The organism is Brucepastera parasyntrophica, from assembly GCF_022376835.1.
GTDB lineage: Bacteria > Spirochaetota > Spirochaetia > Treponematales > Treponemataceae > Brucepastera > Brucepastera parasyntrophica.
The window spans coordinates 931,039-945,767 of record NZ_CP084606.1 but is presented as its reverse complement, the minus strand read 5'-3'; the positions used below and the strand labels follow the sequence as shown (position 1 = coordinate 945,767).

General features: G+C 49.5%; 8 protein-coding genes and 1 pseudogene. All 9 read left to right on the top strand.

Features of this window, described 5'->3' with window-relative positions; all coding sequences use genetic code 11:
- Window positions 1-130: 130 nt before the first annotated feature.
- Window positions 131-4,584: pseudogene (locus K7I13_RS04565) on the top strand (acyl-CoA dehydratase activase-related protein).
- A 78-nt stretch (window positions 4,585-4,662) separates the two neighbouring features.
- Window positions 4,663-6,012: a DUF8515 domain-containing protein gene (locus K7I13_RS04560; RefSeq protein WP_255948337.1), complete on the top strand. Its 1,350-nt coding sequence runs from the start codon at window positions 4,663-4,665 to the stop codon at window positions 6,010-6,012.
- Window positions 6,013-6,224: 212 nt separating this feature from the next.
- The gene (locus K7I13_RS04555; RefSeq protein WP_255948335.1) at window positions 6,225-8,141 is read left to right on the top strand and encodes a tetratricopeptide repeat protein; all 1,917 of its coding nucleotides are present in this window, start codon (window positions 6,225-6,227) and stop codon (window positions 8,139-8,141) included.
- A 15-nt stretch (window positions 8,142-8,156) separates the two neighbouring features.
- Complete coding sequence (locus K7I13_RS04550) at window positions 8,157-9,839, top strand: hypothetical protein (RefSeq protein WP_255948333.1); 1,683 nt, start codon at window positions 8,157-8,159, stop codon at window positions 9,837-9,839.
- Between the two features lie 164 nt (window positions 9,840-10,003).
- Window positions 10,004-10,624, top strand: a complete 621-nt coding sequence (locus tag K7I13_RS04545) for a MotA/TolQ/ExbB proton channel family protein (RefSeq protein WP_255948331.1) — start codon at window positions 10,004-10,006, stop codon at window positions 10,622-10,624.
- Window positions 10,614-11,015, top strand: a complete 402-nt coding sequence (locus tag K7I13_RS04540) for an ExbD/TolR family protein (RefSeq protein WP_255948329.1) — start codon at window positions 10,614-10,616, stop codon at window positions 11,013-11,015. The genes K7I13_RS04545 and K7I13_RS04540 overlap by 11 nt, the downstream gene beginning before the upstream one ends.
- Before the next feature lie 9 nt (window positions 11,016-11,024).
- Complete coding sequence (locus tag K7I13_RS04535) at window positions 11,025-12,044, top strand: hypothetical protein (protein ID WP_255948327.1); 1,020 nt, start codon at window positions 11,025-11,027, stop codon at window positions 12,042-12,044.
- The gene (locus K7I13_RS04530; protein WP_255948325.1) at window positions 12,041-12,730 is read left to right on the top strand and encodes an HAD family hydrolase; all 690 of its coding nucleotides are present in this window, start codon (window positions 12,041-12,043) and stop codon (window positions 12,728-12,730) included. The genes K7I13_RS04535 and K7I13_RS04530 overlap by 4 nt, the downstream gene beginning before the upstream one ends.
- Before the next feature lie 31 nt (window positions 12,731-12,761).
- Window positions 12,762-14,720 carry a SpiroCoCo family coiled-coil protein gene (locus tag K7I13_RS04525; protein WP_255948323.1) on the top strand — a complete coding sequence of 653 codons (1,959 nt, stop codon included), beginning with the start codon at window positions 12,762-12,764 and terminating at the stop codon, window positions 14,718-14,720.
- Window positions 14,721-14,729: the final 9 nt, after the last annotated feature.

Here is a 14,729-nt window from a genome sequence, read left to right as displayed (position 1 = left end):
TGTTTTTTGCCTGTTTCCTGCCGTTTTCCGGCCCTTTTTCCGTTTTTAACAGAGTAAATCTCTTCTTTTTCCGCATCCCCCGCAAAAGACCAGCCTTGAATCAGTTGCGGTTCTATGGCATCATAAATGTATGTCTGATAAAAAAATTATACGTGTTGGTATAGACGTCGGGTCTACAACAGTTAAGGTAGTGGCTCTGGATGAAAACGGGGCCGTGGTGTACAGCCAATATGAACGCCACCGTGCCGATATTCGAAGTACTATTGTTTCTGTTGTTGAACAGGCTCTCAATGAAATAGAAAAACAGTCTGTGGGGCAGGATTTGCCGCTTTTGAGCATAAAAGTAACCGGTTCCGGCGGACTTGCCGTATCCCACTGGCTGTCTGTTCCCTTTATTCAGGAAGTTGTGGCTTCAACAACTGCCGTACGCAAAATAATCCCCAGACGGATGTTGTGATTGAGCTCGGCGGGGAAGATGCAAAAATTACCTATTTTTCCGACGGTATCGAGCAGCGGATGAACGGTACCTGCGCGGGCGGGACCGGTGCCTTTATTGACCAGATGGCGGCCCTTCTTGAAACAGACGCAAACGGCCTGAACGAACTCGCCAAGGAAGCCAAGACCATTTATCCGATTGCCGCCCGCTGCGGTGTTTTCGCAAAAACCGATATTCAGCCTCTGATAAATGAAGGAGCCCGCCGTGAGGATATCGCGGCCAGTATTTTCCAGGCTGTGGTAAGCCAGACCATTTCAGGACTGGCCTGCGGAAAACCCATCCGTGGAAAGGTTGCCTTTCTGGGCGGGCCTCTCCACTTTATGGACCAGCTCCGCCTCCGTTTTATTGAAACACTTAAACTGAAAGGTGATGAAATAATTGTTCCCGAAAATTCCCAGCTTTTTGTGGCCGCCGGCGCCGCCTGGTCAGCCGAAATTTCCTCTGAAAACGCTGAAGGCGGGGAAACCGATGCTGTTCTGGTTTCGGTTTCCGATCTCCGGGAAGGTCTGAAAAAGCTTGAACACGCCGAGATGAAGGAAATTCAGCGGCTTGAACCCCTTTTCAGTGATGAGAAGGAGCTTGAAGAATTCCGCATTCGCCACGCGTCTGAAATGGCCGCTTCGGCGGACCTGTATACGGCAAAAGGCCCTGTTTTCCTCGGACTTGATGCCGGTTCTACAACCACAAAAGCGGTTCTCGTAGATGAACAGGGCCGGATACTGTGGCGGTTTTATGATGTAAACGCGGGAAATCCCGTGGAACTGGCTGTTTCCGTCCTGAAGAATTTGTATAAAAGCCTTCCCGCAGGGGTCCGGATCGTCCGGTCCTGTTCAACCGGTTACGGCGAGGCCCTTTTTCAGGCCGCGCTCGGAGTTGATACGGGAGAAGTTGAAACCATTGCCCATTACAGAGCCGCAGATTTCTTTGTTCCCGGCGTTGAATTCCTTCTCGATATAGGCGGGCAGGATATGAAGTGTCTCCGCATGAAAAACGGGGCCATTACCTCGATCCAGCTGAATGAAGCCTGTTCTTCAGGCTGCGGAAGTTTTCTTGATAACTTTGCCCGTTCCCTGGGGCTGGATATTCATACTTTTTCAAACAAGGCCCTCCTGGCCGAAAATCCTGTTGACCTCGGAAGCCGGTGTACGGTATTTATGAACAGCCGGGTCAAACAGGCCCAAAAGGAAGGCGCCTCGGTGGGAGATATTTCCGCGGGACTTTCCTATTCCGTTATAAAAAACGCCCTGTTTAAGGTTATCAAGCTCCGTGACGCTTCGGCAATCGGGGAGAAAGTTGTGGTGCAGGGCGGTACCTTTAATAATGACGCCGTTCTGCGCGCCTTTGAGAAAATTTCGGGCAGAAATGTATTCCGGCCGGACGTTGCCGGTCTCATGGGTGCATACGGAGCCGCTCTTATTGCCCGGGACCAGTGGAAGGACGCCGGATGTCCCGCAGACGCAAGGACCGGTCTCGCAACCCTGGCGCAGCTTGAGAATTTTGCGGTTGACCTCGAACTCAGGCGCTGCGGCAAATGTTCAAACAACTGTCTCCTTACTATTAATACCTTTACAGCCGGAGTTTCGACCGCCGGTCCTGTTGAGCAGATGGTGGCGCCTCCCCGGCGTTTTATAACAGGCAACCGCTGCGAACGCGGTCTTGAAATTGATATTGAACCTAAAAAGACAGGTAAAACGGATGAAGCCGATCCCGGGCTTAAAAAACCCGAAAAGAAACCGGTCCCGAACCTTTTTGACTGGAAATACCGCAGGGTTTTCAGGTACAAGCCCCTTGCCGCTGAAGATGCGCCGCGGGGAGAAGTTGGTATTCCCCGCGTACTTAATCTGTATGAAAATTACCCGTTCTGGTTTACCTTTTTCACAAAGCTGGGTTTCAGAGTGAAGCTTTCACCCAGATCGAGCCGGGCGATTTATGAAGAAGGCCTGGAAACCATTCCGTCCGAGTCCGTCTGCTATCCGGCGAAGATCAGTCACGGCCATGTTGAACATCTCCTGAATGACGGCTGCCGGTTTATTTTTTATCCCTGCGCTCCCTATGAACAGGTCGAAGACCCAGGCGTCGGTAATCATTACAACTGTCCCATTGTTACCAGTTACCCGGAAGTTCTGCGGAACAATATTGATATTCTTCGCAAGGAAAACAGCGGATTTCTGTATATGAATCCATTTCTTCCGATTGATGATGAAAAACGGCTTGGCGAACGCTTGTATGAAGAAATGGGTGAAATCTTTGGCATTTCAAAGGAAGACATTGTTGCGGCTGTCCGGGACGGATGGCTTGAACAGGAAGCTTTCAGAGATGAGACTGCCCGCAAAGGTGAAGAAGTTGTTGCGGAAATTCACGAGCGCGGACTCAAGGGCATCGTTCTCGCGGGCCGGCCCTATCATCTTGATCCCGAAATCAACCATGGTATTCCCGAACTTTTGACCGGACTCGGACTCGCTGTTCTTACCGAGGATTCTGTCGCCCACCTCGGCGCTGTTGAACGGCCCCTCCGGATTGTAGACCAGTGGACCTATCACAACCGGTTATACCGGGCGGCCCAATATGTTACGTCAAACCCTGATCTTGAACTTGTCCAGCTGACCAGTTTCGGCTGCGGCCTCGATGCTGTAACCGCCGATCAGGTGCAGGAAATTCTGGAAGCAAAGGGACGCATGTATACCCTGATTAAAATTGATGAAGGGTCGAATCTGGGCGCTGTCCGGATCCGTATGAGGAGTCTTATCGCGGCGATCCATGAGCGTGAAAGGAACGCCATTCAGGCAAAACACCATTCCTCGAGCCATAAAAGGACCATTTTCACCAAGGAAATGAAGAAAGATTTCACAATACTTGCTCCTCAGATGTCTCCGATCCATTTCAGGCTGGTACAGCACGCCTTTGAGTATTCGGGCTTCAATTTTGTAATTCTTCCCGATGTTGACACAAAGGCCGTTGATACCGGACTCCAGTATGTGAATAATGACGCCTGCTATCCTTCCATTATTGTAGCCGGGCAGATGATCGCAGCGCTCAAGTCCGGGGAATATGATCTTGATAAGGTCGCCCTTCTGATAACACAGACCGGGGGCGGCTGCCGCGCAACGAATTACATAGGTTTTATCCGGCGGGCTCTTTCAGATATAGGCTGGGGACATATTCCGGTTATCAGTCTGAGCGCCCAGTCTCTGGAAAAAAACCCAGGCTTTAAGATAACGCTGCCTCTTTTACACCGGGCAATGATGTCGGTCATGCTGGGCGATCTGTTTATGCGCGTACTCTACCGGACGCGGCCATATGAAGCTGTTCCGGGGTCGGCCAATGCCCTGTATGAAAAATACAACGCGATGGCAATCGAGCAGATAAAATCCTATTCACTGAGCGGATACAATAAACTTGTCAGGAATATTGTCCGCGATTTTGATAATCTTCCGCTCAGGGATGTGCATAAACCGAGGGTCGGCGTGGTTGGTGAAATCCTTGTGAAATTTCATCCGACGGCAAATAATGATATTTTCGGACTCATTGAAAAAGAAGGCGCCGAATGTGTTGTTCCCGATCTGGCGGACTTCCTGTTTTATTCTTTCAGCAACGGTGTGTACAAACACCAGAAACTGGCTTTCCCGAAATCATCGGAGCGAGTCGCCCGGCTTCTTGTCTGGTTCCTGGAATTGTACCGGGGTGAAATGAAAAAGGCCCTGAATGAAAGCCGACGCTTTACTGCGCCCGAATCGATTTACAAACTTCAGGAAGGTGTGGATGATATTGTCCAGCTCGGGAATATGACCGGAGAAGGGTGGTTCCTGACCGCTGAAATGGTTGAGCTTATTCATACCGGTGTTCCGAGTATTGCCTGTGTACAGCCCTTTGCCTGCCTTCCGAACCATGTTACCGGAAAGGGAATGATAAAGGAACTTCGCCGGCGCTTCCCCATTTCGAATATAGCGGCCATCGACTATGATCCGGGCGCGAGTGAGGTCAACCAGGTTAACAGACTCAAACTTCTGCTTGCGAACGCGCCGCTCGGTTCCCATCCCGATGAAACAAAACTTCAGACGGAGACAATACCGGAAGCCGTCGGAAAATAAAAGCAAAAGTGCGTTTTTTCTTCTTCCGGGCCGGCAGGTTTCAAGACATCAGGTTTGCCTGCCGATAAAGGAAGAGGTATGAAACGCAAATTTGCCTTTTTGTGGCTGTTAACACTTTTTTTTCTCTGTTTTCCGCTCCAAATGGTCCGGTCTTCTGAACTCTGGAGCGGATCGGGTACACCTCCCGGTTTTATTGAATCAGATCTGATCAGAAAACAGATTTCATCAGAATGGTTTGAGGAAGAAATTTCACGCGTACTTCCAAAAAAGCCGGCGTCATATACCGACCGGTATGCAAATGTGTTTACCGTTGCAGGCAGTATAGACAGAACAAACGGTTTTTTTTCAGTCTCCGTGGTACCCGATCGCGCGGACGGCGTGCAGGGAACCTGGATCCTCACCCGGAGGCTCTCGGACGGGCAGCCGGATCATATTATTATTTATCCTCTTTCAGATGATCAGGTATTTGTGACTCTCAGACCGATTGGCTCCAGCCCGGAACAGGGCAGAACCTCCGTAAGCATAACCGTTTACGGCGCCGATGTGTGCAGAAATGTCCCTGCGGGCAATTCCCTGGTCAGATTATACACAAGACCTTTTTCTTCGGTTATGGAAATAACCGGAAAAACCATTCCCTGGAATATTCTCCATCCCGACTGGGCAATGTTTGATGATTCAATGGCCGCTGTACATACCATTCGCGAACGCCTCCATACATTGGTTTACTATGACGACGGCGCTTTTGATGAAAACGGACGTCCGGTTTTCATTAAAGACGGATCTCCGCAAAATCTTGAAATAGTAAGAAATTTTGCTGAAGACTGGCAGTCCAGGGATAAAATAATCGGGGGCGTAAACTGTTCCGGGTTTGCCAAGTGGGTTATAGACGGAATAATCAAGCCCTCTGCGGGAGCAGGCCTGTATATTAATCCATTAAAAAGCCAGACTGCTTCGCCGGATACTTTTTTTACCGAGCCATTCAGGGAAATCAGAGACCTTTTTTTTGGTTTGGACTGGACCAGAAATCTTGCCGCAGCGGTAGTGAGCCTTTCCCTGGGACGGACTGTTTTACCTGATTCCTCCGGAGCTGATATTACTGTTTCCGTACTCGCCGGCAGACCGGGATATTTTAAGAATGTCGGCTATGAAATGCAGGATTTGCTTCCTCTTCTGTACTGGCTTGCCGTACATGAACCCGGACACCTGTATCTGGGGGCCGTAAGCAGGGAGCGGGGAGAGCCGCCGATGAGGCAGTTTCACCATGTTGCCGTTTTTTTTCCGCATTTTGACAAAAACGGGACTTTTTCAGTCGTTGTCTTCGAAAACGCGGAAGAAACCGATATAAACCGCTTTATCAGGGTCAATTCGGATGCCTTTATTAACCTGGTACGGGTTAAAATTCCGGAAGACGGTTTTTTCGATCCCTGATCTTGTGACCTGAAACTGTCAATAATAATCTCCGGCCGCTTTGTTACCTTTTTTCATCTATAATTATTATATTGAAATACAGGTGCTTTAAAGCATATTAAAAACACTATGCCTGAAATTACTCCGGTCCGGAAAGTTCCGGGTACTTTTATGGGCGGGCAAATTTATAATAGCGGATTCGGCCGGTGCCGAAAAAATGAGGATTATAACCGATGTATGCCAATCACAGGAGCAGGCTGACATTTTTTATCTGCGTCTTTTTTGTGCAGTTTTCACTATATATTTTCTCACAGACCCCGAGGGACGTTTTTGAGCAGTCAAGGCGGACGCAGACAATTCCTGAGGCAATAACGCTGCTTGAAAAGAATCTCCCGAATGCCGGTATATTTACCCCGTATTATTTGCTCGAACTTGCCCGTTTGAGCAGTGAAAACGGCGACTGGAAAGCCTCTCTGGAATGGAGCAAAAAACAGGACCTCGCGGCTCTTCCGGTTGACCTTGCGGACCAGGTGTACTATCTGTACGGACAGGCCCTTGAACAAACCGGTCAGAAGTCCGCCGCCGCGGAACTGTATAAGAAAAGGATTGAGACAAAACCGGCTGCAATTCCCCTGTTATACCTTTCATATTTCCGAATAGGTTCTTCGGATGCGGAAAAACTTTCCGGACAGCTTGACCGGATATGGCCTGATCTGAAACGGCAGGACCCGGAAGAATTTGCGCTTTCCCGCTATCTTGCAGGAATTTGCGCTGTCCGGGCCGGCGAATGGGGTTTTGCGGCCCGTTCTTTTGCCCTTTTTTCACCTGAATATGATAAAAAATTCCCCGACTACGCGCCCTGGAGCTGGTACTACCGCGCGTGGAGTCTGTACCGCCAGGGAAACTGGAAAGAAGCCTCGTCTGTTTTCAAAACATATCTTGATACCTGGCCGAATCACGCCGGGAGCTGGCAGGCCGCGACAGCGGCAACTCTTGCCTCAATCCAGGCCGGAACCGATGCGCTTCCTTTTGCCGCGAGGGCTGTCCGCCTTGCGCCTACAATGGATGATCTCGCCGAATCAATGCTTTTACAGGCGTCTATTCTGATAGACAGGAAAGATTTTCAGCAGGCTTCCGGAATACTTGAGGGTATTGCGGACGGTACTGCCACTTCAGGCCGGACCCCGTCCGCGGCAAGGGCGCAATATATGCTGGGAGATATTGCCTTCCGGCAAAATAACCCCGGACTTGCGGAACAGCGCTGGCTGGCGCTGTCGGAACAGTTTCCGAAAGATCCTCTGGCAGAAGAAGCCTGGTTCCGCAGCGCGGAGGGCTGGTATATTTACGGCAACTGGCAAAAAGCGGCTGATCTTTTTTCCTCTTACCGGCAAACCTGGCCCTCCGGACGCTTTATTGATTCTGTTTTGCGAAGCGGCGGAGACGCATGGAACAGGGCGGGCAATCAGGCTCTTGCCATTCTCTGGTGGGAGGAACTTCTGAAAAAATTTCCGGACAGTCCGGTTGTTCCCCGCGCTTATAATGATCTGGTTGACGCCTACCGCTCCTCCCGTGATTATACCGCCGCCCTGAATACAGCGGAAACATATCTCTCCCGCTTTCCCGAGGAAGCAAGACTGGATGGAATTCCTGAAGAAATAGATTTTCTGCAGGGACTGATAAACGGTAATTCTCCTGACACCACGGCCCTTCTCGCGGCTTATAACAAGGCGGGAAAAGCTTCTTCGGCGGAGGGGAGGGCCGCGGGACTTACGCTGGCCCGCCAGTACCTCACCGATTTCAGCAAACGAAATGATGCAAGGACTATTTTGCGGGATATTACCGCAAAGGCTCCAAAAACTCCGGCGTCCCTTTCAAGGGAAGAAATCAGTGTGTACGCTGCTTCCTGGCTGCTTTTGGGGAATATATACCGCGAGGACGCCAATTTCCGCTCGGCCGCGTCCGCGCTGCTTTCCGCGGGAACCTATTATGCTCCTATAGACGGCGACCGCTCGGCGGAAGCCTTGTATGGAGCTGCGGACAGTTTTATCCAGGCCGGTCTCCGGGCCGATGCGGCAAAAACGGTAGAAACCCTGAAATCGACCTGGCCCGATTCGGTTTGGACCCGCAAGGCGGCCCTGCTTGCTTTATAATTACGGGAGAACAGTATGATGAATTACGGAATTAAAAATATACCGGCCCTGCTTCTTATAAGTTCCGCCTGTTTGTGGATATCGGCAAATGAAATTGATGTCCCCGACCTTGAGACAAGAATAATAAGCAGCGGAGGTACTGTTTCCGACGCCGCCCTGCCCGGACTGAAATCTCCCGCGCCCGCCGGGCTCCCTGATCCGGGGCCTGACGAATCCTCTGCGCCTGAAATCGTAATTGAAGTTCTTCCCGAACCGGAAACAGTACTGGCGGAGATTGACTCTTCCGTTCAGGACGAACCCCGCCGGATTTCTAACAATATTACCGGTCAGGCTGTATTGGGAATAGGCGGGCTTGAGACTATTTTCAGTGATTTTTCCCTCCGCATTAACCAGGAAAAAGACAGTTCTCCTGATACTGATAGGGTTGCGCTTTTGCCCGAAATAGGAATTGACTTTGTTTTTGGAACCGATGATGGTTATGGAACAAAAAAGAGCGGGGCCGGTTATTTTGACCGGAGGCTGTTTATTGACGCTTTTATGCGCGATAAAACACCTGCAGGCGACTGGTTCGCTGCGGTCGGCTTTTCCGGTTTGTCCGACGGGTTTCAGGGGAAAAATGCGGATTACTTTTCCATAAGCCATCATTATGCATTCTGGGACGCAGGCTTTACCATACCGGTCATCAAGCCCGAACTCTTTTCCCTGACCGGAAGACTGAACGGAAATGTTTTTTCAAGCTTTCCTGAACGCGCCGGCAATGAAGTCTCCGGCGATCCGGGGCCGGCTTATCCGATCGAGAGATATAATGGATATTATTTTTCTCCCGATTTTCTCTTTTTATTTGTCATGAACGGTTTTTCCGCGGGAATTTTCGCCCAATACGGATTTGAGACTGTTGACGGCAGCGGTGAAATCCATGCAGGAAGCGGCGGCCTGCAGCTGGGGTACTCCTCGGAATATATTACTTCGATAGCTGACGTCGCTTTTTTTGCTGATTCTTCCGATGGTATTCTTGTTCCTTTTTCAATTTCTCTTGGATATACAAACGAGACTTTTGTTCTGAGGGACGTATATCTGCGGGGCGGACTTTCCTCTGACCGGATAAGTTATTATTCTGTCGCAGTTAAAGAACCCTTCGCGCTGTATAATGATGAATCCGTATATGCGGCTGACTGGAATGCGGCAGGCGGGTTTACTCTCGTTCCCGTAGCGGGCCTCGCGATAGGCATACAGGCGGAATTCCGCACAACAGCGGCCAACAGGGGTATCCTTGCCGTTTCGGATGTACTTGACGATTCCTGTATGCTTCCTGTTCTCAGAGTGGAACGCAGCAGTCTCCGGACAGACGCGGAAATAGGCTGGACCGGCTCCTTTTTCAGCGCGGCAGTAAGTTATTCCGGCGAGTGGCTGGACCGGGTGTACCGGAAAACCCTGCACTGGCTTGATGCGGAAATATCGGTATATGACAGGGGACAAAACCAGCGCTGGAAAGCCGGAATCCTTGCTTCCTTTGCGCTTGACAGCAATGAAATCCCCATACTTTCGCTGGAAGGTTCATTTAAACCCATTCCGAATTTTATGCTGAAAATTTCCGCAAATGACTGGATTCCGCGGATAATCGGAGAGGAACGGAAACGCAATGGAATTTTTACCGAGCAGTATGCTTCAATTATACTGTCCGGTACTGTATGGTTTTAGGGATTTTGCCGGATTTTATACCATGCCCTGATATATTTCCGTAACGGAAAGAGCAGGATAGGGATAAAACCGGAAAACAACAGCAGATTTGCCTGAAAAGCCTGTCGGTTATCGGACAAGTCAAATATACTGGTAAAATACATAACGCTGATTCTGGAGGATTTATGCTGTCAATTTTAATATCCGGTGGACCGGTAATGATTCCTATCATTCTTTGCGCGGTAATTGCAACGGTGATAATTATTGAACGCCTGCTTTTTTTTCATTCAGTTAAAAAGGGCCAGCGAGATTTAATGCCCCGCCTGCGGTCCGCAATTGATAAGGGCCATTTTGAAGAGGCCGCCGCGATTTGTGATACGGTAGACAGCCCTCTTTCCCGGCTGATGAAAACAGGAATTTCCTACAGGGAATATTCCGAATCATCCATCAAGGAAGCTGTCATGAACCAGGCCAACAGGGAGATTCCCCGTTTTGAAAAATTTCTTTCCACGCTTGGTACAATCGCCAATATCGCGACCCTTCTCGGGCTTCTCGGAACCGTTACCGGGAATATTCAGGCCTTCGGTGTTCTTGGCGATATGGGAACCATGGGGAATCCTGCGGTTCTTGCCGGCGCGATTGCCGAAGCCCTTGTTACCACGGCCGCAGGTCTTGTCGTTTCAATTCCTGCCATAATCTTCTATAATTATTTTATTTCCGAAATGAACAGGATGATAACTGAAATGGAATCTTCTGTCAGTGATCTGGTCCTTTTGCTTGTGGGGAAAAAGAAAAATGAGATTTAAACGGAAACTGGAAACACGTGCCGTTGTTGATCTTGTGCCAATGATTGACGTCGTTTTTCAGCTTATATTGTTTTTCCTTGTTTCAACAACCTTCGCGGTTTTGCCCGGGATAAGCCTCGAGCTTCCGCAGTCCTCAACATCTGAAGGCACCCGGACAAACGGAATAACAATCACTGTCAGCCGGACCGGTGATATTTTTATCAACTCCGAACCGGTAAAACTCGAAGACATGGACGCCGTCCTCCTCAGTTTTCCCAGTACAATCCCGAAAGAAACTGTTCCTGTAAGCCTTGAAGCTGATGAGGATGTAACAAACGGACTGATCGTACGGATTCTCGATTCGCTCAGGCGGACCGGTTTTGTCAGTATCAATTTGCGGACCAGAAATTAGGCGGGAGAAATGCAGGCAAGCGCAGGGGACCGAAAAAGACTTTTCCGCAGCGGACTTATCAGCTTGGGAGTATGGCTGGCCGTTTTATTACTATTGATTTTCATTCCGGCTGCCCCGCGCAAAAAGCCTGACCGTGATTTTTCCGCCGTACAGATAACTCTTACCGCATCTGCCGTCCCTGAAAGAGCGGCTCAGGCAGCGGCTGTTCCGGCGCAGCAATCCCAACCCCGGCCTGTACAGCAGGACACTCCCAGGTCTCCCGAAACGGCTTCGCCCGCACCTTCTTCTTCCGGAGCGTCCCGCCCTTCTGCACCCGCGCAGTCAGGCGCGGCAGCCCCCTCACGGACGGCCCCCGCTTCCTCCGCCGGCCTCGGGATTCCCGACTTTGATACGCCGCTCCCGTCTTCGCGGGAACATACCGGTGAAGGCTCTTATCTGGATTTTTCCAGTCCGCAGAATACGAATCTTTCCGATACAAGAAACAGCCCGGGCGCTGCGGTTACGGAGTTTGAAGGAACGGCGGGGGCTGTGGAGCAAAACAGACAGTCCTCAGCGTCGGTATCGTCCCGCCGGACTGACAGCGGGTCAGGAACAGCTGCTGAAGAAACAGCCCGATCTCTTGAACAGCTTCAGGGTGCGGCGCAGGCAGGAGTACAGCAGGGTACTTCCGGCGCAACCTCCTCACAGACAGGCACCGGTCCGGCTTCTTCCGTTACCGAAGGGAGAACCTCTACAGTCGGAAATCTTGTTTTTGAGGGAATACCCCGCAGGCTTCTATATCCTGAACACCCCTCAATAGAACTTCCTCCCGATCTCGCAAGGCTGGTGGATTCGGATCGCTCGGTTACCGTTGAATTTGTTGTCCGCCCTGACGGAACGGTACCCGGAGGACTCGTAAGGTTCAGCCCTTCCGCTGTTTTGCCTCCCGACATAAGAAATTATCTTGTAAACCAGTTTTCACGCTGGCGTTTTGAACAGGGAACACAGGATGGACACGCGCGGTTCCTCTATAGTATAAAAGTTCAATGAGAAAAAAAATTGACGCAATTGCCTTTGATATTGACGGGACACTCTATTCCAACTGGGCTTTGTACCGCAGGCTCGTCTTTTTTGCGCTTAAAAATGTCCATCTGCTCGTTTCTTTCGGAAAGGTCCGCAGGGAAATAAGATATTGGCAGCTTGAATACCCGGGCGAAGCTCATCCGGATTTTTTTGCCTGGCAGGGAGAACTTCTTGCTCCCTATCTCAAATGCACGCCCAAACAGGCAAGTGAAATCCTCAGAAAGAAAATATATGAGGGCTGGCGGCCTGTATTCAGAAAAGTAAAACCATTTCCCCATGTCAAGGAAGCCTTTCAGGCCTTTAAAGATTCGGGCCTGAAAATAGGGTTATTATCCGATTTCCGGCCTGATCAAAAGGAATCCCTGTGGGGTCTTGAACCGTACTGTGATGTTATCCTGGGAGCGGAATTAATCGGAGCGCTTAAACCGTCGCCGGTTCCTTTTATTGAACTGGCAGACTCTCTTTGCATTAAACCGGAACGGATTTTATATGTAGGCAACAGTTATACCTCAGATGTTGAAGGAGCGGCCGGAATTGGCATGAAAACAGCCCTGAAAACCTCTCACGGGAGCCATTCTTTGGCTAAAAAAAGCCTTCAGCCCGATATTTCTTTTTCAAACTATCGCCAATTAATCCGTAATGTGCTAGAATAGGGTAACATTTTCTTAAAAGGGTGGGTAGAGAATGACTTTTACTCTGGGTAACATTATAACCCTTTGTATATGCCTGGTAATGGTTTTAATTTTCCGGCAGCTGGATAAAAATAACCGCTCAATGGAAAAACTGAAGAAATTCGGCGAAAAACTGAAAGAAGAGCTGGCGGCTTACAGTGACCAGAAAAAGGCAAAACTGGATGAATCAGCAATTGATTTAAAAACAATGATGGACAGGGCAAACGCCGCCGCTGCCAGCCTGAAAGACACCCGGGAAAAACTGGAAATCGCTGAAAAGAACCTCGTTGACAGACGAAAAGAAGTTGATGATTTCGGAAAACAAATCGAAACCTATGATGCCACCATCCGGCAGCTTGTGGAAATGACCGAGTCAGCTGAAAAAAACCTTGTTCAGATTACCTCGGAATCAAATTTTGCCGATACTCTTGCGAAAAAACTTGCAGCCTCACAGAAACAGCTTGCGGAAATCTCCGCCGCAATACCTGCCCTCAAGGAACGTTTTGCCGAGGAAAACAGAAAAAGCCTGGCCGAAATCCAGTCAGATACGATCGGTAAAATATCCTCAGAAATTTCCGCTCTGCAGAACAGAATGGATGAAATAAATAACGGCACGGCGGTCCTTCTTGATAGCGCAACCGAAAAGATAAAGACTGTATATCAAAAGGCCCTCCAGGAAGCGGCAAAACGGGCCGACAGCATGGAAGACGCCGCTTTTGTCAAACTTAAGGAACAGGCGACTGAACGCGTAAGCCGCTATAAGGAAAATATAGAAGAAAAGACAACCCAGCTTCACGAACAGACAAAGACAAAACTCCAGGAAGTCCAGCAGCTGCTCAAAAAAGAACGCGCCGACTGGAAAGCCGAGGCGGATGAATATCTCGAAGCGTTCCGTACTGAAATAAAAGAACTGGACGTCGGCGGAAAAGAAGCCGCCTCGCGCGTGGAAGACCAGGTCAAAACCGCGGCGGCCCTTGCTTCTTCCAGATTTGATGAAATACAGGCGGACATACATCATTTTGAATCCGCCATAAATAATGACATATCGGCTTTTGCGGAAAAAACAAGAAATTCCTGCGGCGAAATCGAACAGAGTATTCAGGCTCAAATTGAAAAACTCTCGGACGGAAACGAAAGAAAGACGGTCGAATTTACGGAAAAAATTCAGAAATTTGAACGGCAGATAGGTGCCCTGCTTGACGCGACAACAAAGAAAGCCGAATCCGACATAGCAGAATTCAAGACAAAAAGCAGTGCCACAATTTCCCTCATAGAAAATCAGGTACTAAATGCGGAATCTCTCTCGGCCGAGCGCATGGAAAAGATGCAGAATGACCTTGCCCAGGCGGAAAACAGCGTTTCCGCAGAAATCACCGCATTTACGGACAGTATGAATCAAACCCTTTCCGGAGTGGAATCATCAATTGCTGAAAAGCTTGAAATGGTATCCGAGGCAACCGGCGAACGGTCAGCGGAAATAGAAGCGAAAATACAAAACGCCGAAGCCCTTTCTTCTGCCCGTATTGAAAAACTGAAATCGGAACTTGCCCGCGCCGAATCCGAAGTAAACGCGGAGATATCGGCCTTTGGCGAAAAGATCAGAAACTCGTTTGCTGATATTGAATCTGAAGTTTCCGCGCGCTTTGAAAAAGTATTCTCGGGGACAGATGAACAGACTTCGGATATCAACAGTAAAATAGCGGAACTCGAAAAATATATGCAGGGGCAGTTAAAAATATCCGCTGACAAAATCGAAACGGAAATTGTATCGCTTGAGGAAAAGCTGCTGGATAAACTTGAAGCAAGCAATGACGGAACAGAAAAACGTTCGCATTCTATCCTCGAGCAAATGAGACAGCTTGAACACCAGGTGAATCAGTCAATTCAGAACCTTTCAGAGAAAACCGGCGAAGCAATCACCGGTTTTGAAAAGAAGTTGAGGACAGACTCGCCGGGGAGGACAGCAGATTGACTCCCATAC

What these genes read in the sequence shown, in the direction of transcription:
- K7I13_RS04525 (WP_255948323.1), top strand. Translation starts at nt 12,762, where the DNA reads ATGACTTTTACTCTGGGTAACATTATAACCCTTTGTATATGCCTGGTA.
- K7I13_RS04550 (WP_255948333.1), top strand. Translation starts at nt 8,157, where the DNA reads ATGATGAATTACGGAATTAAAAATATACCGGCCCTGCTTCTTATAAGT.
- K7I13_RS04530 (WP_255948325.1), top strand. Translation starts at nt 12,041, where the DNA reads ATGAGAAAAAAAATTGACGCAATTGCCTTTGATATTGACGGGACACTC.
- K7I13_RS04545 (WP_255948331.1), top strand. Translation starts at nt 10,004, where the DNA reads ATGCTGTCAATTTTAATATCCGGTGGACCGGTAATGATTCCTATCATT.
- K7I13_RS04535 (WP_255948327.1), top strand. Translation starts at nt 11,025, where the DNA reads ATGCAGGCAAGCGCAGGGGACCGAAAAAGACTTTTCCGCAGCGGACTT.
- K7I13_RS04540 (WP_255948329.1), top strand. Translation starts at nt 10,614, where the DNA reads ATGAGATTTAAACGGAAACTGGAAACACGTGCCGTTGTTGATCTTGTG.
- K7I13_RS04555 (WP_255948335.1), top strand. Translation starts at nt 6,225, where the DNA reads ATGTATGCCAATCACAGGAGCAGGCTGACATTTTTTATCTGCGTCTTT.
- K7I13_RS04560 (WP_255948337.1), top strand. Translation starts at nt 4,663, where the DNA reads ATGAAACGCAAATTTGCCTTTTTGTGGCTGTTAACACTTTTTTTTCTC.